18 protein-coding genes and 3 pseudogenes are annotated in these 22,575 nt (G+C 61.4%); 19 read left to right on the top strand and 2 right to left on the bottom strand.

The features are described from left to right. The first annotated feature begins 12 nt into the window (after positions 1-12). The 9 genes and pseudogenes from trbE to A6745_RS21675 all read left to right on the top strand — a co-directional run. Positions 13-2,484 (top strand): conjugal transfer protein TrbE, encoded by a 2,472-nt coding sequence (gene trbE / locus A6745_RS21710; RefSeq protein WP_038206552.1) that lies wholly within the window; start codon positions 13-15, stop codon positions 2,482-2,484. After that, positions 2,481-3,236: a P-type conjugative transfer protein TrbJ gene (trbJ, locus tag A6745_RS21705; protein WP_003056124.1), complete on the top strand. Its 756-nt coding sequence runs from the start codon at positions 2,481-2,483 to the stop codon at positions 3,234-3,236. The genes trbE and trbJ overlap by 4 nt, the downstream gene beginning before the upstream one ends. A gap of 11 nt (positions 3,237-3,247) precedes the next feature. Then, the gene (locus A6745_RS21700) at positions 3,248-3,574 is read left to right on the top strand and encodes a hypothetical protein (protein WP_003056123.1); all 327 of its coding nucleotides are present in this window, start codon (positions 3,248-3,250) and stop codon (positions 3,572-3,574) included. Next, on the top strand, positions 3,571-4,923 hold the full coding sequence (gene trbL / locus A6745_RS21695) for a P-type conjugative transfer protein TrbL (RefSeq protein ID WP_003056122.1): 1,353 nt from the start codon (positions 3,571-3,573) through the stop codon (positions 4,921-4,923). The genes A6745_RS21700 and trbL overlap by 4 nt, the downstream gene beginning before the upstream one ends. A gap of 18 nt (positions 4,924-4,941) precedes the next feature. Further along, complete coding sequence (trbF, locus tag A6745_RS21690) at positions 4,942-5,646, top strand: conjugal transfer protein TrbF (RefSeq protein ID WP_003056121.1); 705 nt, start codon at positions 4,942-4,944, stop codon at positions 5,644-5,646. Continuing rightward, a complete protein-coding gene (trbG, locus tag A6745_RS21685; RefSeq protein WP_003056120.1) occupies positions 5,643-6,644 on the top strand; it encodes a P-type conjugative transfer protein TrbG in 1,002 nt (333 codons plus the stop codon). The genes trbF and trbG overlap by 4 nt, the downstream gene beginning before the upstream one ends. 2 nt (positions 6,645-6,646) lie before the next feature. Continuing rightward, positions 6,647-7,915: a TrbI/VirB10 family protein gene (locus A6745_RS21680; protein WP_003056119.1), complete on the top strand. Its 1,269-nt coding sequence runs from the start codon at positions 6,647-6,649 to the stop codon at positions 7,913-7,915. Beyond that, a pseudogene (locus A6745_RS28280) lies at positions 7,912-8,133 on the top strand (DUF2274 domain-containing protein); the annotation flags it as partial. The gene A6745_RS21680 and the pseudogene A6745_RS28280, both read left to right, overlap by 4 nt. Before the next feature lie 62 nt (positions 8,134-8,195). After that, positions 8,196-10,904 (top strand): annotated as a pseudogene (locus A6745_RS21675) (Tn3 family transposase); the annotation flags it as partial. A gap of 571 nt (positions 10,905-11,475) precedes the next feature. On the opposite strand, the gene A6745_RS21670 reads toward A6745_RS21675, so the two are convergent. Further along, on the bottom strand, positions 11,476-12,363 hold the full coding sequence (locus tag A6745_RS21670; RefSeq protein ID WP_027011074.1) for a LysR substrate-binding domain-containing protein: 888 nt from the start codon (positions 12,361-12,363) through the stop codon (positions 11,476-11,478). Between the two features lie 171 nt (positions 12,364-12,534). Between A6745_RS21670 and phnC the strand changes: the two genes are divergently transcribed. From phnC to A6745_RS21630, 10 genes and pseudogenes are all read left to right on the top strand, one after another. After that, positions 12,535-13,374: a phosphonate ABC transporter ATP-binding protein gene (gene phnC / locus A6745_RS21665; protein ID WP_003056095.1), complete on the top strand. Its 840-nt coding sequence runs from the start codon at positions 12,535-12,537 to the stop codon at positions 13,372-13,374. After that, entirely contained in the window at positions 13,368-14,246 is an 879-nt protein-coding gene (gene phnD, locus A6745_RS21660) for a phosphate/phosphite/phosphonate ABC transporter substrate-binding protein (protein WP_003056094.1), read from the top strand. Before phnC ends, phnD begins: the two co-directional genes overlap by 7 nt. Beyond that, on the top strand, positions 14,243-15,043 hold the full coding sequence (phnE, locus tag A6745_RS21655) for a phosphonate ABC transporter, permease protein PhnE (protein WP_003056093.1): 801 nt from the start codon (positions 14,243-14,245) through the stop codon (positions 15,041-15,043). Before phnD ends, phnE begins: the two co-directional genes overlap by 4 nt. Before the next feature lie 8 nt (positions 15,044-15,051). Then, positions 15,052-16,035: an NAD(P)-dependent oxidoreductase gene (locus tag A6745_RS21650; RefSeq protein ID WP_011517523.1), complete on the top strand. Its 984-nt coding sequence runs from the start codon at positions 15,052-15,054 to the stop codon at positions 16,033-16,035. A gap of 577 nt (positions 16,036-16,612) precedes the next feature. After that, complete coding sequence (locus A6745_RS28270) at positions 16,613-18,151, top strand: IS3 family transposase (RefSeq protein ID WP_003056089.1); 1,539 nt, start codon at positions 16,613-16,615, stop codon at positions 18,149-18,151. Between the two features lie 70 nt (positions 18,152-18,221). After that, positions 18,222-18,692 (top strand): annotated as a pseudogene (locus tag A6745_RS21645) (LysR substrate-binding domain-containing protein); the annotation flags it as partial. Beyond that, positions 18,689-19,357 (top strand): epoxyqueuosine reductase QueH, encoded by a 669-nt coding sequence (locus tag A6745_RS21640; protein WP_066131862.1) that lies wholly within the window; start codon positions 18,689-18,691, stop codon positions 19,355-19,357. The pseudogene A6745_RS21645 and the gene A6745_RS21640, both read left to right, overlap by 4 nt. Before the next feature lie 103 nt (positions 19,358-19,460). Beyond that, the gene (locus tag A6745_RS21635; RefSeq protein WP_231886070.1) at positions 19,461-20,351 is read left to right on the top strand and encodes a methylenetetrahydrofolate reductase; all 891 of its coding nucleotides are present in this window, start codon (positions 19,461-19,463) and stop codon (positions 20,349-20,351) included. Positions 20,352-20,877: 526 nt separating this feature from the next. Then, the gene (locus tag A6745_RS28265; protein WP_082853226.1) at positions 20,878-21,243 is read left to right on the top strand and encodes an H-NS histone family protein; all 366 of its coding nucleotides are present in this window, start codon (positions 20,878-20,880) and stop codon (positions 21,241-21,243) included. Between the two features lie 113 nt (positions 21,244-21,356). Continuing rightward, on the top strand, positions 21,357-21,677 hold the full coding sequence (locus A6745_RS21630; RefSeq protein WP_156513489.1) for a hypothetical protein: 321 nt from the start codon (positions 21,357-21,359) through the stop codon (positions 21,675-21,677). Positions 21,678-21,755: 78 nt separating this feature from the next. On the opposite strand, the gene A6745_RS21625 is transcribed toward A6745_RS21630, so the two are convergent. Beyond that, the gene (locus A6745_RS21625; RefSeq protein WP_066131852.1) at positions 21,756-22,397 is read right to left on the bottom strand and encodes an RNA polymerase sigma factor; all 642 of its coding nucleotides are present in this window, start codon (positions 22,395-22,397) and stop codon (positions 21,756-21,758) included. Positions 22,398-22,575: the final 178 nt, after the last annotated feature.

The raw sequence follows: 22,575 nt of genomic DNA, 5'->3' as shown, positions 1-22,575 counted from the left end.
GAGGACGCCGCGATGCTGAATCTCGCCGAATACCGCCAGCGCCCGGCGCTGCTCGCCGACTGGCTGCCCTGGGCCGGGTTGGTCGCGCCGGGCGTCGTCTTGAACAAGGACGGCAGTTTCCAGCGCACGGCCCGGTTTCGCGGGCCTGACCTCGACAGCGCGACGCAAGGCGAGCTGATCGCCACGTCGGCGCGCCTGAACAACGCGCTGCGCCGGTTGGGCTCGGGCTGGGCCTTGTTTATCGAGGCCGAGCGCCGCCCGGCGGCGGGCTACCCGCACTCTGGTTTCCCCGAGCCGCTGTCCTGGCTGGTGGACGAGGAACGCCGCGCCACCTTCGAGGAATCTGGCCATCACTTCGAGAGCGGCTATCACCTGACGCTGGTGTACCTGCCACCAGAAGAATCCCGTGCCCGTGCAGCCCAGATGCTCTACGAGAACACGCCGACGAATGGCGTGGACTGGCGTGAGCGCCTGCAATCCTTCGTCGCGGAGACGGATCGCGTCTTTGACCTGCTCGACGGCGTGATGCCGGAAATCGCCTGGCTCGATGACGGCCAGACGCTGACCTACCTGCACGCCACTATCTCGACGCGGCGCTATCGCGTCGGTGTGCCCGAGGTGCCGTTCCACATCGACGCGCTGCTGACCGACTCCGCGCTGGTCGGTGGCCTGGCGCCCATGCTGGGCGACCAGCACCTGCGCGTGGTGTCGGTGCGGGGCTTCCCGACATCGACCTGGCCGGGGATTCTGGACGACCTCAACCGCCTGGGCTTTGCATACCGCTGGAACACGCGCTTTCTCTGCCTCGACAAATCCGAAGCGGAACGGGAGTTGGGACGCCTGCGCCGCCAGTGGTTCGCCAAACGCAAGAACGTCATCGCGCTGCTGCGCGAAACGATCTTCCAGCAGGAAAGCCCGCTGGTCGATACCGACGCCAACAACAAGGCGGCCGACGCCGACGCCGCCTTGCAGGAGTTGGGCAGCGACCAGGTGGCCTTCGGCTACCTGACGGGGACCGTCACCGTCATGGACACGGACCCCGCCGTGGCGGACGAGAAGCTGCGCATGGTGGAGCGTGTCATCCAGGGCCGGGGCTTCGTGACCATCCCCGAAACGCTCAACGCCGTGGATGCGTGGCTGTCGTCCATTCCGGGCAACGCCTACGCCAACGTGCGCCAGCCCATCGTCTCGACGCTGAACCTCACGCACCTGATGCCAGTATCGGCAGTGTGGGCCGGGCCGGAGAAGAACGAGCATCTGGACGGCCCGCCGCTGATCGTCACGCGCACCGATGGTGCCACACCGTTCCGGCTGGTGACCCACATCGGCGACGTGGGCCACACGCTGGTCGCGGGGCCGACCGGCATGGGCAAGTCGGTGTTGCTGGCGACGATGGCGATTCAGTTCCGCCGCTATCGCGGCTCGCGCATCTTCGCCTTCGACATGGGGCGTTCGATCCGTGCGGCCATCCTGGGCATGGGCGGCGAGCACTACGACCTGGGCGCGGATGACGAGATCGCCTTCCAGCCGCTCGCACGCATCGACCGCGAGGGCTACCGCACCTGGGCCAGCGAATGGGTGGAAGGCCGCCTGCTGCACGAAGGCGCGGCCGTCGGCCCGGACGAGAAGGCGGCCATCTGGTCTGCGCTGGGGAGCCTGGCCAGCGCGCCGGTGGAGCAGCGCACGCTCACGGGCCTGACGGCGTTGCTGCAATCGAACACGTTGCGCCAGGCACTCGCGCCCTACGTCCTGGGCGGCGCGCACGGCAGGCTGCTGGATGCCGACCATGACCGCCTCGGCACGGCCGATGTGCAGGCGTTCGAGATGGAGGAGCTGATGCACAGCAAGGCCGCTGTGCTCGCGGTGCTGCGCTACCTGTTCGCGCGCTTCGAGGAGCGGCTGGATGGTGCGCCCACGCTGCTGATCCTTGATGAAGCGTGGCTGTTCCTCGACGACCCGGTGTTTGCGGCGCGCATCCGCCAGTGGCTCAAGACGCTGCGCAAGAAGAACGTCAGCGTGATCTTCGCAACGCAGTCGCTCGCGGACGTGAAGGACTCGGCCATCGCGCCGGCCATCATCGAAAGCTGCGCGAGTCGGATTTTCTTGCCGAACCCGCAAGCGACCGAACCGCAGATTCGCACGATCTATGAGGGCTTCGGGCTGAACTCGCGCCAGATCGAAATCGTCGCCACCGCGCAGCCCAAGCGCGACTACTACTACCAATCCCGCCTCGGCAACCGCCTGTTCGACCTCGACCTGGGGCCGGCGACGCTGGCCTTCGCGGGTGCTTCCACGCCGCAAGACCAGCGCGCCATTGATGAGGTTCTTGGCCGCGTGCCGCAGGACGCCGGCGTGCCCGGCTTCGCGGGCGCCTGGCTGCGCCATCGCGGCCTCGATTGGGCGGCCGACCTGCTGCCCTCGTTCCCCGGCTACGCGCCGGGTTCCCTCCGTACCGCTGACCACCCCCAGGAGAACCAACTATGAAATTGCATACCCCCAAGCTCGCCGCGTTGACCGCCGCCTGCGTGCTCGCATTCGGCATCGCGCAACCCGCCCACGCCTTGTTCGGCGTCGGCGACATCGTGCTCGACCCGACCAATCTGGTGCAGAACACGCTCACCGCCGTTCGCACGCTGGAGCAGATCAATAACCAGATCCAGCAACTCCAGCACGAAGCGCAGATGCTCATTAACCAGGCGCGCAACCTGGCCAGCCTGCCGTCCAGCGTGGTCGGCCAGTTGCGCGCGAACCTGGCGACCACCCAGCGACTGATCGCGCAGGCCAAGGGCTTGGCCTACGAAGTGACAAGCATCGACCGCGAATTCGTGCGCCTGTATCCCGAGAAGTACGCCGCCACGGTGAGCGGCAATCAGATGTACCTCGATGCGCAGGAGCGTTGGAAGAACACGCTCAACGGCCTGCAAACGACCATGCAGATGCAGGCCCAGGCGTCGCAGAACCTGAGCGACGACGAAAGCGTGCTGGCCGACCTCGTGGGCAAGAGCCAGTCGGCCGAGGGCGCGCTGCAAGCGATGCAGGCCATGAACCAGTTGCTGGCCTTGCAGGCCAAGCAGTCGATCCAGACGCAGCGGCTCCAGATCACGCAAGACCGCGCGGCCTCGCTGGAACTGGCGCGGCAGGCGGCGGCCACGGAGCGCGGGCGCGAAGTGACGCGCCGCTTCCTGGGCGAAGGCACGCCGTACACGCCGCAGCCCGTCAATTTCTACAACCGCTGACGGAGGCTGCCATGCAACGCACGCCCGTCGTGTTTGCTTTCGCCATTCATGCGCTGGTGCTGGCCGGCTGTGACCGGCCGCAGCAAGTGTCGGTGAATGCGCTCGCCGCCGACCCGGCCCGGTTGCACGCGCTGCGCGCGCAGTGCCGCGCGGGCGCGCACGACGGCGCGTTTTGCGCGCAGGTGGCACAGGCCGACCTGCGGCGCTTTCTCTCCGGCCAGGCCGGGCCGAATGAGTACCAGACGCTGGCCGACCTGCCGCCGATCCCGCCCAGCTTCGATGAACCCGCCGATGGCAGCGCGGCAATCGCTCTGCCTGGGCAGGAGGACTCGCCATGAACGACGTGACGGTCATCGACCGCTTCCTCGACACCTTCTCGCGCTACATCGACTCGGGCTTTGGCCTGTTGCACGGCGAAGTGGCGTTTCTGACCGCCACGCTGATCGTCATCGACATGACGCTCGCCGGGCTGTTCTGGGCGATGAGCCATGCCACCGGCCAGGGCGAGGACGTGATCGCCAAGCTGATCCGCAAGGTGCTGTACGTCGGCGCCTTCGCCTACATCATCGGCAACTTCAACTGGTTGGCTGGCATCGTGTTCCGCTCCTTCGCCGGGCTGGGCCTGACGGCCAGCGGCTCGACCCTGAGCATGGAGAACTTCCTGCAACCGGGCCGGCTGGCGAAGGTCGGCATCGACGCCGGTGCGCCGATCCTGAAACAGATCGGCGACATGGCGGGCTTCCCCGAAGTCTTCGTGAACATCACGCCCATCGTCGTGATGTTCCTCGCTTGGCTGATCGTCCTGCTGTGCTTCTTCGTGCTGGCGATCCAGCTTTTCATCACGCTGATCGAGTTCAAGCTGACCACGCTTGCCGGCTTCGTGCTGGTGCCGTTCGCGCTCTGGAACAAGACCGCATTTCTCGCCGAGAAGGTGCTGGGCAACGTGGTGTCGTCCGGCATCAAGGTGCTGGTGCTGGCGGTGATCGTGGGCATCGGCTCGGGCCTGTTCGCCGAGTTTCAGGTACAGCCCGCCGAACCATCCATCGACCACTCCGTGGTCGTGATGCTGGCCTCGCTGACGCTGCTGGCCTTGGGCATCTTCGGGCCGGGCATTGCAACCGGGCTGGTGTCCGGCGGCCCGCAGCTCGGCGCAGGTGCGATGGCCGGTGCGGCGCTGGGCGCGGCCGGCGCTGCTGTTGCCGTGGGCGCTGCGGCTACGGGCGTCGGCGGCGCAGTCGCCGCCGGGGCGCGCATGGCGCCCGCAGCCGCCAAGCTGGCCGGTAGCGGAGCGCGTGCCGCCACTGGGGCCGCCAGCAGCGCGCGGTCGGCGTTTCAGGCGGGTTCTGCATCCGCCGGCGGCGGCCTCAAGGGCGCTGCCGCTGGTGTCGGCAATGTCGCCAAGACCGGCGCGCAGGCGACCGGGCAGAAGGTGGCTGAGGGCGCGCGCTCGATGAAGGAGCGTGTCGCCGCCGCCTTCCGGCCCGATGACGCCGGATCGGCGTCAGGGGGCGGTGCCGCACAGGCTGCAAACGAGCCAACCCCATCCACCGCGCAACCCGCCTGGGCCAAGCGCCTGCATCGCAGGCAGCAGCTCACCCATGCCGCGACGACCGCCGCCCACACGCTGCGCGGCGGCGATGGCGGCAGCTCCAGCCAAGGCCCGAGCCTGCGCGATTCCGATTCCTGATCTTCAAGGAGAACTCCCATGCGATTCAAACGACCGCAGGTGCGCTACGCCGATACGCCACAGCCTGCTACTCCGTATCAATCCGCCGCCCAGGTTTGGGACGAGCGCATCGGCTCGGCCCGCGTGCAGGCCAGAAACTGGCGTTTCATGGCCTTTGGCTGCCTCACGCTGGCCGTGCTGATGGCGGGCGGCCTAGTCTGGCGCTCGGCGCAGTCCATCGTCACGCCCTACGTCATTGAGGTGGACAACGCGGGCCAGGTGCGCGCTGTCGGCGAGGCCGCCACGCCCTACAAGCCCAGCGATGCGCAGATCGCCTACCACCTGGGCCGCTTCATCGGCCTGGTGCGCTCGCTGTCCATCGACCCCATCGTGGTGCGGCAGAACTGGCTCGATGCCTACGACTACACGACCGACAAAGGCGCGGTCGTGCTCAACGAGTACGCCCGCACGAATGACCCGTTCGCGCGCATCGGCAAGGAGTCGGTGACGGTGCAGATCACCAGCGTGACCCGCGCCAGCGACACGTCTTTCAACGTGCGCTGGACGGAAACGCGCTTCGTCAATGGCGCGCTGGATCGCACCGAACGCTGGAACGCGGTGATTTCCACGGTGCTGCAAACCCCGCGCACCGAGCAGCGTCTGCGCAAGAACCCCCTGGGCATCTACGTCAACGGGCTGTCGTGGAGCCGCGAACTGGAAGCTAACGAAGGAGCAAAACCATGAATGATCTTTTCCGTAAATCCGCCTTGCCGGTGATGCTTCTGGCTTCGACCGTGCTGTTCTCTGGCTGCGCTACTCAGGGCAAGCCGCCACCGACCATTTCGCTCGATGAGCCGGTGCAGGCCCAGCCGCTGCCGGAGCCACCAAAACCGGTGGAGGTGGTCACGGTGCCGCAGCCGCTCGCGCTGCCGTCGCAGTTGAAACCACTGCCAGAGACCGAGGAGGCCAAGCCCGCGCCGGAACCCGCGGATGAGAAAGTGCGCGTCTCGCGCGCCAATGCCGAGGCCCGTGTCGCGCCCACGCGCGAAGGCTACGTCAACGCGATCCAGGTCTGGCCCTTTACCGATGGCGCGCTTTACCAGCTCTATGCGGCCGTGGGCCGCGTGACGGTGGTTTCGCTGCAGCCCGGCGAGGAACTGGTGACGGTCGCGGCCGGCGACACGGTGCGCTGGATCGTCGGGGACACGTCGAGCGGCAGCGGTGAGGCTCTGCGCGTCAACGTGATGGTCAAGCCGATCCGCTCGGGCTTGAAGACCAATCTGGTCATCACCACCAGCCGCCGGACGTATCTGCTGGAGCTGACTTCGACCGAAAAGACGTGGATGGCGTCGGTGTCCTGGGAGTACCCGAAGGACAAGATGCTGGCCTTGCAGCGCCAGGCGCAGGCGGCCAGCGCCGCCGCCCCGGTCGATAGCGGCCTGTCGCTGGAGAAGATCCGTTTCCGCTATGCCATCAGCGGCAGCAATCCGCCGTGGAAGCCGCTGCGTGCTTTCGATGACGGCGAGAAGGTCTACATCCAGTTCCCGCCCGGCATCGCCCAGGGCGAGCTGCCGCCGCTGTTCGTGATCGGCGCGCAAGGCGACGGGCAACTGGTGAACTACCGATTCCGTGCGCCGTACTACATCGTTGATCGCCTGTTCGGCGCGGCCGAACTGCGCCTGGGCGGGGACAAAGGCGACGTGGTGCGGATTGAGCGCACGGACGGCACACGGAGGAACTGACCATGAGCCAGGACGATTCCCCTGATCTTGCGGCGCAGGCGGGCAAGGTCGCGCCCGAGGCGGTGGCGCTGCGCGCCCAGCCGCGCCCGGTCACGCGCCTGAACCGGCGCACGCTGGCCATCCTCGTCGGCGTCCTGTCGGTCGCCGTGCTCGGGGCCACGATCTGGTCATTGCAGCCGCACCGGCGCGGCACGGGCGAGCAGACCGAGCTTTACAACGTCGATCGCGTCTCGAAGTCCGAGGGGCTGGATGGTCTGCCGGCCGACTACTCGAAGCTGCCGCCGAAGGTGCCCGAGCTGGGGCCGCCGCTGCCGGGTGATCTCGGCCCAGCCATCGTGAAGTCGCAGCAGCCGGTGACGCCGGCCTACGCACCGCCGGGACATGATCCGGCGGATGCGTGGCGCAAGGAGGCCGATGCGGCGGCGAACTCGTCGGTGTTTTTCCGCTCGGGCAACCAAGGCAAGGCCACCGCGCCGGTCACGGCGCAAGCCGCTGCGGCTGCGCCCGGCAGCGCCTTGGCGGGCTTCGACCCGCTGGCCGCTGGCCCGGCCTCGACGGCGGCCCAGCCATCCGACCCGACAGCCGTGCAGAACCGGCAAGACCAGAAAGAGGCTTTCCTGAAAGGCGGTTCTACGGAAACCCGCAATTCCGGCAATCTCCAGATGCCGGCCTCGCCGTATCAGGTCATGGCGGGAACGGTGATCGCGGGCGCGCTGGTGACGGGCATCAAGTCCGATCTGCCGGGCGACGTGATAGCCACGGTGACGGAGCCGGTCTATGACACGGCCACTGGCAAGTTCCTGCTGATCCCACAGGGATCGCGCATCCTGGGCAAGTACAACAGCCAGGTGAGCTACGGGCAGAGCCGCGTACAGGTGGTGTGGAACCGCGTCATCCTGCCGGACACGTCCTCGCTGAAGCTAGACAACCTGGCGGGCACTGACCCTGCCGGCTATTCCGGCCTGGAGGATGGCGTCGATTGGCATTGGGATCGCGTCTTCGCGGGTGCGGCGCTGACGACCCTGCTGGGCGTGGGTGCCGAGTTGGCCGCACCGGAAAACCGGCAGGATGGCAACCGCATCGTGATCGCTGGGCGCGATAGCGCGCAGGACAGCATCAACCAGGTCGGCCAAGAGATGACCCGGCGCAACATGAACATCCAGCCGACGCTGACCGAGCGGCCGGGCCTGCCGGTGCGGATCATCGTCAACCGCGATTTTGTGCTGCGGCCGTACCAGCCTATGTTCTTCAACCGTGGAATTGCGAAATGAACACCACCAGGAAGTTGCGGCTTGGGCCGCTGCCCAAGGTCGAGAGCGTCAAGCTGGCCTTTGCGTGCCCGGTCAGCCTGAAAGCCGACCTCGACCGTTACGCCGCGCTGCACGCGCAGGTGTACGGCGAAGCGGTCGATGCCACGACGCTGATCCCGCACATGCTAGAGGCCTTCATGCAAGGAGACCGTGGGTTTCAGAGAAACAGCGCTAGTAAACACGCATTGCAAAACGCTGGTGGAGTAACCATCTCCGGTTGCCGTACAAGGTGCCGGTGGAAAGCTGGAACGATTACGGCCAGCGCGAGCAGACACGGCGGGAGCACTTGGTCGAGCTGCAAACGGTGTTTGGATTCAAGCCCTTCACCATGAGTCACTACCGGCAAGCCGTGCATACACTGACCGAACTGGCCTTGCAAACAGACAAAGGCATTGTGCTGGCCAGCACCCTTGTTGAAAACCTGCGGCGGCAGAGCATCATCCTACCCGCCATGAATGCCATCGAGCGCGCAAGCGCCGAGGCCATTACCCGTGCCAACCGGAGCATCCATGCGGCATTGGCCGATTCCTTGATACCTGTCCATCGCCAGCGCCTGGACGAACTGCTCAAGCGCAAGGATGGTAGCAAAATGACGTGGCTAGCGTGGCTGCGCCAATCGCCCGCCAAGCCGAACTCGCGCCACATGCTTGAACACATCGAACGCCTCAAAGCCTGGCAGGCGCTTGACCTACCTGCTGGCATCGAACGGCAGGTACACCAAAACCGCTTGCTCAAGATCGCCCGCGAGGGCGGCCAGATGACGCCCGCCGACCTGGCCAAGTTCGAGTCGCAGCGGCGTTACGCCACCTTGGTAGCACTGGCCATCGAGGGCATGGCCACCGTCACTGATGAAATCATCGACCTTCACGACCGCATCATCGGCAAGCTGTTCAATGCGGCCAAGAACAAGCATCAACAGCAGTTCCAGGCTTCCGGCAAGGCGATCAACGACAAGGTGCGGATGTATGGGCGCATCGGTCAGGCGCTGATTGAAGCCAAACAAAGCGGCGGCGATCCGTTCGCCGCCATCGAAGCGGTCATGCCGTGGGACACCTTCGCCGCCAACGTCACCGAGGCGCAAACGCTGGCGCGGCCTGCCGATTTTGATTTCCTGCACCATATCGGCGAGAGTTACGCCACGCTGCGCCGCTATGCGCCGCAGTTCCTGGACGTGCTCAAACTGCGCGCCGCGCCCACCGCCAAGGGTGTGCTCGATGCCATCGACGTGCTGCGCGGCATGAACAGCGACAGCGCGCGCAAGGTGCCCGCCGATGCGCCAACCGCATTCATCAAGCCGCGCTGGGCAAAGCTGGTTCTGACCGACGAGGGTATTGACCGGCGTTACTACGAGTTATGCGCCCTGTCGGAGCTGAAGAACGCACTGCGCTCTGGTGATGTTTGGGTGCAGGGTTCGCGCCAGTTCAAGGACTTCGACGAATACCTGGTGCCGATCGAGAAGTTCGCCACCCTGAAGCTGGCCAGCGAATTGCCACTGGCCGTGGCCACCGACTGCGACCAATATCTGCATGACCGACTGGAATTATTGGAGGCGCAACTCGCCACAGTCAACCGCATGGCGGCGACCAACGACTTACCGGATGCCATCATCACCACTGCATCGGGCCTGAAGATCACGCCGCTGGACGCAGCGGTGCCAGACGCCGCGCAAGCCTTGATTGACCAGTCGGCGATGTTGCTGCCGCACCTCAAGATCACCGAGTTGCTGATGGAGGTCGATGAATGGACGGGCTTCACGCGCCACTTCACACACCTGAAGACCGGCGACACGGCCAAGGACAAAACCTTGCTGATGACGACGATTCTGGCTGATGGTATCAATCTTGGGCTCACCAAGATGGCCGAGTCCTGCCCTGGCACCACCTACGCCAAGCTGTCTTGGCTGCAAGCCTGGCACGTTCGCGACGAAACCTATTCGACGGCGCTGGCCGAGCTGGTGAACGCACAGTTTCGACAACCCTTCGCCGGAAACTGGGGCGACGGCACCACGTCATCGTCGGACGGCCAGAACTTCCGAACCGGCAGCAAGGCAGAGAGCACCGGGCATATCAATCCGAAGTATGGAAGTAGCCCTGGGCGGACGTTCTATACCCATATCTCCGACCAATACGCGCCCTTCAGCGCCAAGGTGGTCAACGTCGGCTTGCGCGACTCGACCTATGTGCTCGATGGCCTGCTGTACCACGAGTCTGACTTGCGTATCGAGGAACACTACACCGACACGGCGGGCTTCACCGATCATGTGTTCGGCCTGATGCACTTTCTGGGATTCCGGTTCGCGCCGCGCATCCGCGACCTGGGCGACACCAAGCTGTTCATTCCCAAGGGCGATACTGCCTACGATGCACTCAAGCCGATGATTAGCAGCGACAGGCTGAACATCAAGGCTATTCGCGCTCATTGGGATGAAATCCTACGGCTGGCCACTTCGATCAAGCAGGGCACGGTGACGGCCTCGCTGATGCTGCGCAAGCTCGGCAGCTATCCGCGCCAAAACGGCTTGGCCGTCGCCCTGCGCGAGCTGGGGCGCATCGAGCGCACGCTGTTCATTCTGGATTGGCTGCAAAGCGTGGAGCTGCGCCGCCGCGTCCATGCGGGGCTGAATAAGGGCGAGGCGCGCAACGCGCTGGCCAGGGCGGTCTTCTTCTACCGATTGGGTGAAATCCGCGACCGCAGTTTTGAGCAGCAGCGCTACCGGGCCAGCGGCCTCAATCTGGTGACGGCGGCCATCGTGTTGTGGAACACGGTCTATCTGGAGCGTGCCACCAGTGCTTTGCGTGCCCACGGCAAGGCGCTGGACGACACGTTGCTGCAATATCTGTCACCGCTGGGGTGGGAGCATATCAACCTGACCGGCGATTACCTATGGCGCAGCAGTGCCAAGGTCGGTGCGGGGAAGTTCAGGCCATTGCGACCGCTGCCACCGGCTTAGCGTGCTTTATTTTCCGTTTTCTGAGACGACCCCTCCATCAACGGTGGGACTTGGGCGTCGGAGAACCCGACCACTGAGACAGTGGCGAGGGCCCACCCTCGTGGGTTTGCGAGTTGCTGAATGGCACCGTCATAGGCCCCAAGCTTGGTGAAGGCAAGAGCCTTGGTGGAATCACGGCTGGACGTCCAGGCAGTACGCAAGCACTTGCTTGCAATCCACGCGGTATAGCCAGACGCGAACAGCTTTAGGCCAAATTGCCCGCCAGCAGGAATCTCATAGGCAACCGCGACTAGCACGGAGCTGGTAGTGACGACGATGGAGAAGCCAAGACTGGTGCCGAGCGTGTAGCCAAGCGCTCCCCTAACTCCGTACGTCGCTCCAAGATACAAGCTGTACAGGGAGCTTGTCGATGGTCCAACGGTATTGGCTACGACGAAGAGTAAGAGTGGATCCAACGGAGTCACTTCCCACAGGCGCAGCCATCTAGGCCTGTTTGACTGACAGCATGGCTGCTAACGATAGGCTTGGCATGAATGATCCACTCGGGCCCTGTCGCCAAGTTCGTGAATCTTTAGGCCAGGCCTCTTCTCACCTCTTTTGCCAAGTCGAAAATCGTTGCTATCAGCGGAGCGTTCTGTCGTTCGCGACGACAGATGAAGTCGACGTGGGTGGCCATTGCTGTATCCAGAATCTTCAGCTTCACAAGACGCGGATCTGGAACATAGGCTGTCTCGGCAACGACGCCTAGTCCTATTCCTTGTGCGACTGCCTCGCGGACAGCCTCCCGGCTTCCCATCTCCAGCGCAACCTGGATGTTGATATTGCGGGCAATTAGCTCGCTCTCGAAGACTCTTCTTGTCGTTGAACCTTCCTCACGTATGACGAAGCGCTGGCTCTGAAGGTCCTTGAGCACTATCTCACCGCACCGGGCTAGGGCGTGCTCTCGGTTCGCAAAGACCACCAGGCGCTGTGACCTGTATGGCATGCAATGGAGTTCGGGGTGCTCGGCGTGATTGAGGACCACGCCGACATCACCCTGGTAGTCGAGGAGCTTTTCCGTGATTGAGCGGGAGTCGCCTACACGGACAGAGACCTCGACCTGGGGATGGCGGCTCCCGAAGGCCTTCAGAACAGGGACTACGTTGTACGGGCCGATCGCGTGAATCACAAGACGCCCGACGAATCGGTTTTTGGCTGCTGCCAAAAGGGCGTGCGCATCTTCCTCGCCGCTGAATGCCCGCCGCGTGTAGTCCAGCAGAGTCCTGCCAAAGGTAGTCAGCTCAAGCCGGCGGCCTTGACGAAGAAAAAGCTCCACGCCGTACTCATTCTCCAGGCGCTGAATATGCGCTGAGATGGTGGGCTGCTGTAGATCAAGCAGCTTCGCAGCAGCAGTCATGCTTCCGGCCCTTGCCGTCGCATCAAAGGCTTTCAAAGCCGCAAGTAGCGTGAGTCCAGACATAGGTGTTATCTATAGATACCCCTATTTTTCGGGGTGCAAGTTTCATATTGATGACACGTTCCACGAACAAACTGCACGCATGCCTAGCCGTATCGAACTTCTTTCTGCGGCAAATGTGCGTCATAAGCGCTCTCGCGCTGCTCGCAGGCAGAAACTTGCAAAGGTAACAACATGAAGTTGGAGAAGGACCGAGACGTTCTGAGTCTCAAGGGAGTTTCCGTCCGCTACGTTGACTCGACCGTGGCCTTGCACCCGACGAGTCTGGATGTGAAGCAGGGAGAGTTTTTGGTGCTTCTGGGCGCCTCGGGCGCAGGGAAGTCCACCTTGTTACGAAGCATCAATGGACTGGTGCTGCCCACAAAAGGCGAGGTATCGATACCTGGCCTGGCAGGTGGGGTAGTCAACGCAAAGACGCTGAGAGAGCACCGCAAGCGCTGTGGGATGGTTTTCCAGCAGCATCATCTGATTGGACGTCAGTCGGTCCTCAGGAATGTTCTGATGGGAAAGCTCGGTGACAGGGGTGCATTCGCTTCGCTATGGCCGTGGAGCAAGAAGGACAAGCTGGAGGCGCTCACAGTGATTGAGCGTGTCGGGCTGCTCGAAAAGGCGCTCTCCCGGGCTGATGCCTTGTCTGGGGGGCAGCAGCAGCGCGTAGGCATAGCTAGGGCGCTAATACAGAAGCCACGAATCCTGCTGGCCGATGAGCCTGTTGCCAGCCTGGACCCGGCAACCGCACATAGCGTGCTCACCTTGTTGCATGAGATCTGCAAAAAGGACCACCTCACCGCAATCGTGAGTCTTCACCAGGTGGAGCTCGCGCGCTCGTTTGCAGACCGAATCATTGGGCTCCGCCAGGGAGCTGTTGTATTCGAGGGTAGGGCAGAGCAGCTGAGTCCTGATGTTGCGCGGAACCTCTATGCAAAGCAGTCCAACGCTTCCAACACGAGTGCGTCCACTGATAGCCCCCGAACTCTTCAATCCAGTCAAACCAAGGAGCTCTTGCCATGCTGAATCGCCGTAACTTCTCTCTTGTTGTCAGCGCAGCTTCTTTTGCTGCACTCCTTCCTCTGTGGGCTCATGCGCAGGGAAAGGATCCATCAAAGCTTCGTGTCGCCCTTCTTCCAGATGAGAACGCTGCCAGCATCATCCAGAACGCGCAGCCTCTTAAGCGCTATCTTGAACAGCAGCTCAAGAAGGATGTTGAGATTGTGGTGACTACCGATTACTCCTCGATGATCGAGGCAATGCGGTTCGGTCGGATTGAGGTAGCGTACTTTGGACCGTTTTCGTACGTTTTGGCCAAATCTAAGGCGTCCGGGATTGAGCCCTTTGCGGTGGGCGTTGAACGTGGGTCGCCCACATACCAGTCGGTCCTCATCGCAACGGCCGGAGGGCCGGTGAAAACGCTTGAAGACGTGCGCGGCAAGCCCTTCGGATTTGGCGACCAGGCGTCCACATCAAGCCACCTTGCACCACGTGCACACCTGCTCAAGAAGTACAAGCTTGATGGTGAGAAGGACTATCGGCCAGTTCACCTTGGGGCACATGACGCGGTCGCACGTGCGGTGCAGTCGGGTCAGATTCCAGCCGGGGCTCTGTCCAAGCCGATTCTGGACAACCTCATCGCTCGAGGAAGCATTGATGCCACGAAGATTGTTCAGCTTGACCTTTCTGCTCCCATTCCAAACTATCCGGTCGTCATGCAGGGGGACCTCAAGCCTGAGCTCAAAGCTGCCATCCGCTCTGCCTTTCTGGACATGAAGGATGCTGAGGTGCTCAAGGCGTTTCGTGTCCAGGCGTTTGCCGCCACTGATGACGCTGCATATGACGTCCTTAGGGATACCGCAACCATCCTGAAGCTTGATTTGGGCCGTATGCAATGACCTCGGCTGCATTCGAGAACATCATCAGTCGCGACAAGCGGGAGCAGTTCATTGGACTGCGCAATACAGCGTTCGTCCTTCTGGTTTGCCTTGTAGCCCTGTACGTCACGGGGTTCTTCGATGCACAGCGGTTCATCGAAGGCGCCCCGGCTGTCAAGCAGCTCTCATCTGAGATGGTCCCTCCCAACTTCGACCGCTGGGAGCACTGGGTCATCCCGCTGAGGGACACCTTGGCGATGTCGATTGCCGGCACAGCACTGACTATCGTGCTTTCACTTCCGCTGGCGCTCCTGGCGGCTCCAAACACCACCCCCAATCCTTTGGTGGGAAGAGTGGCCAGAGTCATCCTGGCGGCATTCCGGTCCGTGCCAGAAATCATTCTTGGCATTCTGTTCGTGGCAGCCGTAGGGTTTGGTGCTCTACCTGGGGTGCTCGCACTAGCGTTGCATTCCACGGGAATGGTCGCAAAGTTTTACGCGGAAGCCATTGAGCACGTGGATCCGAAGCCACTTGAAGCAGCTGCTGCGGTAGGCGCAAGCCGCTTTCAGGTCATCTCGCATGCCGTTATCCCCCAAGTCCTTCCACAGTTGGCAGACATAACCATCTATCGCTGGGAGTACCACTTCAGGGCCTCCGCAGTACTTGGCATTGTCGGTGCAGGTGGCATCGGCTTCGAGCTGATGGCAGCACTTCGCCTTGTCAAGTATGACGAGGTCTCAGCCATCCTTCTGTCGATTCTTGCCTGTGTCCTCGTGGTTGACAGCATTGGATCGATGCTGCGAAAGCGTCTCAAGTAAATCGAAAAATGAATCATCGGAAAATCGTCGTAACGCAGCCAGTTCATGAAGAGGTTCTAAGGAAGCTCCAGGCTGAGGGTGAGGTCATCATGAATCCAGGGCCTGACCCCTGGAGCCCCAGCCAGCTCAGGGAGTACCTCGTGGATGCTGATGCCATGATGGCCTTCATGACAGACAGTGTGACCAAAGAGTCGCTGCTGAACGCTCCCAGGCTCAAGACCATCTCCTGTGCACTCAAGGGGTACGACAACTTCGACCTGAGGGCTTGCGCACAAGCCGGGGTGAGCGTCACCTTTGTTCCTGACCTCCTCACAGAGCCCACAGCCGAGCTGGCCATCGGATTGGCTATTGCTGCTGGCAGGAACGTGCTTCAGGGTGACGCCGCTACAAGAGCAGGCTACTCTGGGTGGAGGCCAGCTCTATACGGAACCGGGCTTCATGGGTCGGTGGCCAGCGTGATCGGTCTCGGAAAAGTTGGGCAGGCCATATTGGCGCGACTCGCGGGCTTTGGCTGCGCGCGGCTGCTTGGTGTAGACCCAAGTGTGCGTCTAGATCAGGTCGAACTGGTCACGCTTGATGAGGCTGTCAGCACATCGGACTATGTGTTCCTGGCAGTGCCTCTTGTTAGCGATACGCGCCACCTGGTTGACTCCAGGATGCTTCAACTATCGAAAAAGGGCCAGATCCTTGTAAACGTGGGTAGGGGGTCTGTGGTCGACGAAAGGGCGGTTGTCGATGCCTTGGCGAATGAGCAACTTGGCGCGTACGCCGCTGACGTCTATGAGATGGAAGATTGGCTACTTCCAGACAGACCTCGCGAAATTCATCCGGGATTGACCAACAACGCCAGAACAGTACTCACTCCCCACATCGGCTCGGCTGTGAGACGCGTACGGTTCGAAATTGAAATGCGGGCTGCTGAGAACCTAGTCCGCTCACTCAGGGGCGAGAGTTTGAGTGATGTTGCTGTCGAGGCCAGCGCGGCAGCATAGGTATGGTTGCTCGGCGGTTTGCACGCCAGCTGAAATGGGCGCGGCTTCAGAGCCTATGTCCTATGGCTGGGTGCAACCTGCCCGTGTGATGCCATCCTGCTCGCCAAGGGGAAATGACTTGAGTCATCATCGAAGTGGTTTAGCGATGATGTTCTCTGCACGGCGCAGCTCATGGGGTAAGCCCAAATGGGCGCATGGCAAACACCAGATACTTCGAGGGGTCAGGCTACAACACTGATCGTTCTTGGCCTCTGATAGTGGTTTCAACCCAGGACGTTTCAGCTGAGGTCATTACATTCGGCTCGTAGTAGAGGTGACGCTGCTTTGCGAGTTCTTGGACTGCACGGCTGAACCCTAGGTCTAATACAACCGCACTGCGCAGAGTGTTGAGATGCACCGCCGAAAGTGTCTCCCTCGCCCCTTTAGGGTCTGCCTTAGAGTTCACGCAGACGACGAGGTGCGTTGTCGCCGATAGACTGCTTTGATGCATCTCAATGAATCTAGGCTGTTGATTTCCACGCAGAACTGACCCGCCGGGGATGCGGACAAAAACTTGGACTACCAGGGGAGGTAGTTCATGTACTCATACGCAGACAGGATTCGTGCAGTTGCGCTTTACATCAAGCTTGGCTTGCGTGTCAGAGCCACGATTCGCCAGTTGGGGTACCCAACCAAGAACGCATTGAAAGGCTGGTATCAGCACTACCTGAAGCATCAGGATTTGCCAGCAAGCCAAGCTCCAAGAGCACCAAAATATTCGCTGCAGCAAAGGCAGGTGGCTATTGCTCATTACCTCGCCCATGATCGCTGTATTGCTGCAACGATGAGGGCTTTGGGTTATCCGGGTCGAGGAACGTTGACTGCGTGGGTTCGGCAAGACTGCCCTGACACCTGCAAATCGAGAGTAGGCAGATCTTGGCCGGCTACAAAGCCTGATGCCTTGATGTGTGAGGGCGTGGTGCAGCTGTGTGCCCGTCGATCAAGTGCACAGCAGATTGCGGACAAGTTAGGGGTGTGTAGGGGGACCTTGTACAACTGGAAAAATCAGTTGCTTGGCCCTTGTGCCCCAGCCTCAATGAAACACAGTCCAAAGCGATCGCCAGTGTTGGATGAAGCAGCACTCAGGCGCCAAGTTGAATCATTGCGCCAGGATGTTCGGCGGCTGAAGATAGAACGTGAGCTTCTCAAGCAGGCCCATGAAATCTTAAAAAATGGGGCTGACATTGATCTGCATAGGCTGGCAAACAAAGATAAGGCTGTGCTGGTTGAAGCGTTGCACGGGCAGTATGAATTGCCAGAACTGCTTTCTCTTGTTGGCCTTGCTAGAAGCTCGTATTTTTACCATCGTGCTCGGCTGAAGCTGGCTGACAAATACGTTGATTTACGCCGAAGCATCACAGAGATCTTCGACAACAACTACCGTTGCTATGGATATCGCAGGGTGCAGGCATCTCTGCTCAAGGAGTGCACGGGCATCTCAGAGAAGGTGGTTCGTCGGCTGATGAAGCAGGAGGGGTTGATCGTGGCCAAGCCCAAACGCCGCAGATATAACTCCTACCTTGGAGAGATAGGTGCCGCCCCGCAAAACCTCATCAATCGAGACTTCCGTGCCGCTGCGCCCAATGAGAAGTGGCTCACCGACATTACTGAACTCCAGATTCCTGCTGGCAAGGTTTACCTGTCGCCAGTCATTGATTGCTTTGACGGGCTGGTGGTGAGCTGGTCGATTGGGACTCATCCCAACGCACATCTCGTCAACACAATGCTGGATGCGGCCATTGATGCTGTTCAAGGCAGCGAGAGCCGCCCTGTGATTCATTCTGATCGTGGAGCTCACTACCGCTGGCCAGGCTGGCTCTCGAGGGTCCATGATGCAAAGTTGACTCGCTCGATGTCTCGCAAAGGGTGCTCACCAGACAACGCTGCGTGCGAAGGCTTTTTTGGAAGGCTAAAGATGGAGCTGTTCTATCCCAACAACTGGCAATCAACAACGATTGAGCAGTTCATTGAAGCTGTCGATGCGTACATTCGTTGGTACAACGAAAAACGTATCAAGGTATCTCTGGGACGTTTAAGTCCTGTGGAATACCGGCACAAACTTGGCCTAGCCGCATAAAACCAGTCCAAGTTTTTATCCGCACCCCCACCGGGGGCTAGTGGGTCACTTCTGGGTGGAAATCAACACGCTGTTCAAGCCGGGGCTGAAGTTCGAACCCGTGTTCGACTACGAGCAGGTGCTGGTCGTGGCCAAAGACCACCCCCTGGCTTCTACGGCCTACGTGAAGCCCCAGCAGCTGACCCGGGAAGTGCTCATCAGTTACCCCGTGGACATCGAACGCCTGGACATCTACAGCCAGTTCCTGTTGCCGGCCGGCGTGACGCCCAAGCGCCACAAAGCCATCGAAACCACCGACATCATGGTGCAGATGGTGGCCAGCGGCCGCGGTGTCGCCGCGCTGCCGCGCTGGCTGGTCGAGGAATATGCGGCCAGGATGGACGTGGTGCCTGTGCGGCTGGGCGCGCGCGGTATTGCCAAGCAGATCTTCCTGGGCGCACGCGAGGCGGATACCGCCATTGACTACGTGCGGGCCTTCGTCGAACTGGCCCGCCAGCCTGCAACTGCCACCACCGCTATTGCCCAAGGAGCCAAGGGATGAACACCACCGTCGAACGCAAAGCGCTTGCGCTGCCCGGAGGCCACGACAAGGTGCTGCTGCATTCGTGCTGCGCGCCGTGCTCAGGCGAGGTCATGGAGGCCATGCTGGCCTCGGGCATTGACTACACCATCTTTTTCTACAACCCCAACATTCATCCGCTCAAGAAATACGAGCTGCGCAAGAACGAGAACATCCGCTTCGCGGAGCAGTTCGGCGTGCCCTTCGTCGATGCGGACTACGACCGGGACAACTGGTTCGAGCGCGCCAAGGGCATGGAGCACGAGCCCGAACGCGGCGTGCGCTGCACCATGTGCTTCGACATGCGTTTCGAGCGCACGGCGCTGTATGCGCATGAGCACGGCTTTCCGGTGATCACCAGTTCCCTGGGCATCTCGCGCTGGAAGAACATGCAGCAGATCAATGACTGCGGCGTGCGTGCGGCGGCCAAGTACTCTGGCCTGATGTACTGGGAATACAACTGGCGCAAGGGCGGCGGCTCGGCGCGCATGATCGAGATCAGCAAGCGCGAGAACTTCTACCAACAGGAATACTGCGGCTGCGTCTACTCGCTGCGCGACACGAACCGCCACCGCGTGGAAAGCGGCCGCGAGCGCATCCAGCTCGGCGTGACGTTCTACGGTGACGAACAGCCCCCCAAAGATTGACGCGCCTTGCCGGGTGAGCGATGCCGCTCCATGGCTTCCAACCGACCCGATCAGCGCTGGCGGGTCGGAACTCTCCCAACAGTCGCCAGATATGGCAAGCCCCTTGCTTCATTCCGACAAGTCCAAGCCCATCGGCAACATCACCGACGCCTATTCGTTAGAGGTCAACGCGAAGGATATCTCTGCGCTGACCGCAGCGGCGCCGCGTGTATTGCCCGGGTCAACCATTTCCATTCCCTACCTGGCGAACCAGGACAACGACGCGCGACTGGCCGCAGCGCAGGCCGTTCGCGGACTCGGCTTTGAGCCCATGCCTCACCTCGCTGCACGCCGTATCGCCTCGTTCGCAAAACTGGAGTCGTTCATCCAGCGCGCGGTCGCGGAAGCCGGCGTCAAGCGTTGCTTCGTGATCGCTGGAGATCCGTCCACCCTGCTGGGGCCGTTTGCCGACAGCTCCTCACTGATCGAATCAGGCGTGTTCGAGCGCTCGGGCATTCAGATGGTCGGCGTGGGTGGCCATCCCGAGGGCCATCCGGTCATGAGCACATCTGATCGTTGGAAAGTGCTCGAACACAAGTGTCGCTGCATCGAAGGGCGCGGCATGGCGCCCTTGATCGTCACGCAATTTGCCTTCGATGCCGACATCGTGCTGGCCTGGCTGGAAGCCCTGCGCGGGCGTGGCGTCGAACATCCCGTACGCGTGGGCGTGCCGGGCCCTGCAGGCGTGGCGGTGCTGGCGCGCTATGCCGCCTTGTGTGGCGTTAGCGCATGCGCGTCGATGTTGTCCAAGTACGGCATCTCGATCAGCAAGCTGTTCGGCATAGCAGGCCCGGATCTCTTTGTGGATCGTCTGACCACCCGCCTGACCGAAGCACATGGAAAGGTGAGCCTGCATTTCTTTCCATTCGGAGGCATCGCTCAGTCCGTGAAGTGGGTAGAGCAGTACTGCTCGCGTGCCGAGCCTGAACAACCCATCGACACGGCTCCCATGTGATTACTGCGCCTCCAGCAGTCGCTTGCACTGGCATGCCCCATAGAAGCAGACCTCGTTGGGGCGAACGCTTCGAGAGCATCCTACCGCCCGCCTCAGCCTTCGCGTTGCGCAAGCGCCCCATGGGCGCGATCCCATTGGCACAGGACACACGCGGCCAACATCACCGGACGCAGGCGCAAGTGCCACATCGAAATGGATCGCCCGCATCATCGGCTTCGACGGTGCGAGCTATCGATTGGCAGATTGGGGGGGCAAACACGATAAACGCCCTTCTCGAACTGCCTTCTGTAGGAAGATGGTGATAGACCGAAACTTTGATGATGCGACTTTGCTCGCTGAGACATCCTTACGTTTGCCACTGCAAAGCGCCTATGTGGCACCTAGCTCGCAAATCAGCAAGGATGCGTAGCGACCAAAATATGGACTAACCTGTTATTCCATAAGACCTTTTACGGAACTGTCCGTCTACATCAAAGACTTGACAGCGGACATTTTTCATGGCGAAAGCCGCGATTGGGAGTAAATCATGCGACAAGTCAATCTGAAAACGCTTGAAGCACAGATTCGTAAATTGGAGCGGGAGAGAGAAAAATTGCGGCAACGTCGCCGCAAGCCTGTCATCGCCGCAATTATCAAGTCGATGCAGGAATACGACGTGACCCCACAGGAGCTGCAGGATGCCTTGGCCAGCGTGCGGCCGCGTCGCGGGGGCCGGGCCCAACTACGTAAAAGCGCCGACGCTCCAGGTGCCAAGCCACGTGCGTCTGTTCCTGCGAAGTACCGCCATCCTGACACGGGAGCATCGTGGTCTGGACGCGGCAAAGCACCTCGGTGGCTGGCCGAAGCCGAAGCACAAGGCAAGGCCCGAGACGAGTTCCTGATCGCGCAGTGAAAACCTGAATCGTTGACACAGACAGGTCATCTGATATGGCGTGACTAGCCTTATACTGAATCGGTATATGCTGGTTGCGCCCACTCAGTATGACTTTCGATGAGGATTTCGCCATGTCTGCGACGCTTTGCCGACGCACCGCAGTGATACTGGGGCTCGGTCTGATGGGTGCGGCTACCGCGCAAACGCCCACCGCCGACCTGGACAAACAGGTCGCGCCGTCCTGCATTGATGTACAAATCGGTGACGCGCGCAGCCTTTCATATGGCTGTTTGGCGCAACGGCTGACCCCGCCCGAGAAAAAGTCCCGTCACCCTGACATTCCCAACCCAGCGCTCGCCTCCGAGCGCGTCACCCGCCTGCCGCCGACACAAACTGGGCTCTTTACGAGTTTGCATCAAATGCTGATCGCGGGCTCCAAGCGGGACAAGTAACGAGCCAGTCAGGCCGACGACGTATCCCATTGGGCGGCCATCGAGCCAGCAAAAGGTTGATGTCCGCAATTTCCGATGTCAAAAATGGGCGGCACGCTGTCGCTTGATATGGGCTTTGAGTTTGCGCGAGTGCGGCTTGGGATGATAACGGGGCAGCTCAAGCAGCGTGTCGCCGATCTGGCTGAGGCAGAATTGTTGCGCATCTCGCAGCTCACGCCGCAGGACCGAGCGAGCAATGCCGTAACGCTGCTCGATTTCATGATACGGCCGCTGCTCGATACGCGCATCTATCAGTATGGCTTGCTGGCGCGTGGATAGCCCTTTTAGGGCCTGGCTCACGTTGCGTAGCGCGGCGCGAGCCTCGGTTTGCTCCATCGGGCCTTGACGCTCGTCTGGGATCTCATGAAGGAACGCCTCTCCTTCGTCGGAGCGACGACCGTAACCGCTATCCGCACGAAGGCGATCGAGCGCCAAGTTACAGGCCAAGCGAAACAAATATGCGCGGGGCTGGCGAATCGGCGACGTCGGCACCGGCATCGTGACGACTTTGAGCCAGGTCTCGTGCAAGCTCTCCATCGCCAGGTCCGAGCAGCTCAGGAAGCGATTGAGTCTTTCGCTTAGCCAGTCGTAGTGCGCTACAAGCGCGTCCTGCAGGGGCGCGGCACTGACCGCTGTCGGTGCCGGGCAGTGCGGGTCATCCGTATCGCTGGTCTCGTTCATGCCTGTCTCTCGCACGGGAGCGCCCGCTGAGGCGCGGCACGCAGGGTCGTGCCGTCACTGTGACAAACTCGAGACAGGCTCGGATTGGCGAAGGGGCCAAGAATGGTCGTCGAGGATGCTGCTAGCACGCACGAAAACGATAAGTATCCCTCGGTAATTAGACGAGCATATGAACAAA

The sequence above is a fragment of the Bordetella ansorpii genome (assembly GCF_900078705.1).
In the GTDB taxonomy this organism is placed as follows: Bacteria; Pseudomonadota; Gammaproteobacteria; order Burkholderiales; family Burkholderiaceae_B; genus Bordetella; species Bordetella ansorpii_A.
This window is presented reverse-complemented; position numbering and strand designations above follow the sequence as displayed.

Excerpts from the sequence above, each read along its gene's own strand:
- trbG (WP_003056120.1), top strand. The coding sequence starts at position 5,643 with ATGAATGATCTTTTCCGTAAATCCGCCTTGCCGGTGATGCTTCTGGCT.
- A6745_RS28270 (WP_003056089.1), top strand. The coding sequence starts at position 16,613 with ATGTACTCATACGCAGACAGGATTCGTGCAGTTGCGCTTTACATCAAG.
- A6745_RS28265 (WP_082853226.1), top strand. The coding sequence starts at position 20,878 with ATGCGACAAGTCAATCTGAAAACGCTTGAAGCACAGATTCGTAAATTG.
- trbF (WP_003056121.1), top strand. The coding sequence starts at position 4,942 with ATGCGATTCAAACGACCGCAGGTGCGCTACGCCGATACGCCACAGCCT.
- phnC (WP_003056095.1), top strand. The coding sequence starts at position 12,535 with ATGAAGTTGGAGAAGGACCGAGACGTTCTGAGTCTCAAGGGAGTTTCC.
- A6745_RS21625 (WP_066131852.1), bottom strand. The coding sequence starts at position 22,397 with ATGAACGAGACCAGCGATACGGATGACCCGCACTGCCCGGCACCGACA.
- A6745_RS21680 (WP_003056119.1), top strand. The coding sequence starts at position 6,647 with ATGAGCCAGGACGATTCCCCTGATCTTGCGGCGCAGGCGGGCAAGGTC.
- A6745_RS21650 (WP_011517523.1), top strand. The coding sequence starts at position 15,052 with ATGAATCATCGGAAAATCGTCGTAACGCAGCCAGTTCATGAAGAGGTT.
- trbJ (WP_003056124.1), top strand. The coding sequence starts at position 2,481 with ATGAAATTGCATACCCCCAAGCTCGCCGCGTTGACCGCCGCCTGCGTG.
- A6745_RS21700 (WP_003056123.1), top strand. The coding sequence starts at position 3,248 with ATGCAACGCACGCCCGTCGTGTTTGCTTTCGCCATTCATGCGCTGGTG.
- trbL (WP_003056122.1), top strand. The coding sequence starts at position 3,571 with ATGAACGACGTGACGGTCATCGACCGCTTCCTCGACACCTTCTCGCGC.
- trbE (WP_038206552.1), top strand. The coding sequence starts at position 13 with ATGCTGAATCTCGCCGAATACCGCCAGCGCCCGGCGCTGCTCGCCGAC.
- A6745_RS21630 (WP_156513489.1), top strand. The coding sequence starts at position 21,357 with ATGTCTGCGACGCTTTGCCGACGCACCGCAGTGATACTGGGGCTCGGT.
- A6745_RS21670 (WP_027011074.1), bottom strand. The coding sequence starts at position 12,363 with ATGTCTGGACTCACGCTACTTGCGGCTTTGAAAGCCTTTGATGCGACG.
- A6745_RS21640 (WP_066131862.1), top strand. The coding sequence starts at position 18,689 with ATGAACACCACCGTCGAACGCAAAGCGCTTGCGCTGCCCGGAGGCCAC.
- phnD (WP_003056094.1), top strand. The coding sequence starts at position 13,368 with ATGCTGAATCGCCGTAACTTCTCTCTTGTTGTCAGCGCAGCTTCTTTT.
- phnE (WP_003056093.1), top strand. The coding sequence starts at position 14,243 with ATGACCTCGGCTGCATTCGAGAACATCATCAGTCGCGACAAGCGGGAG.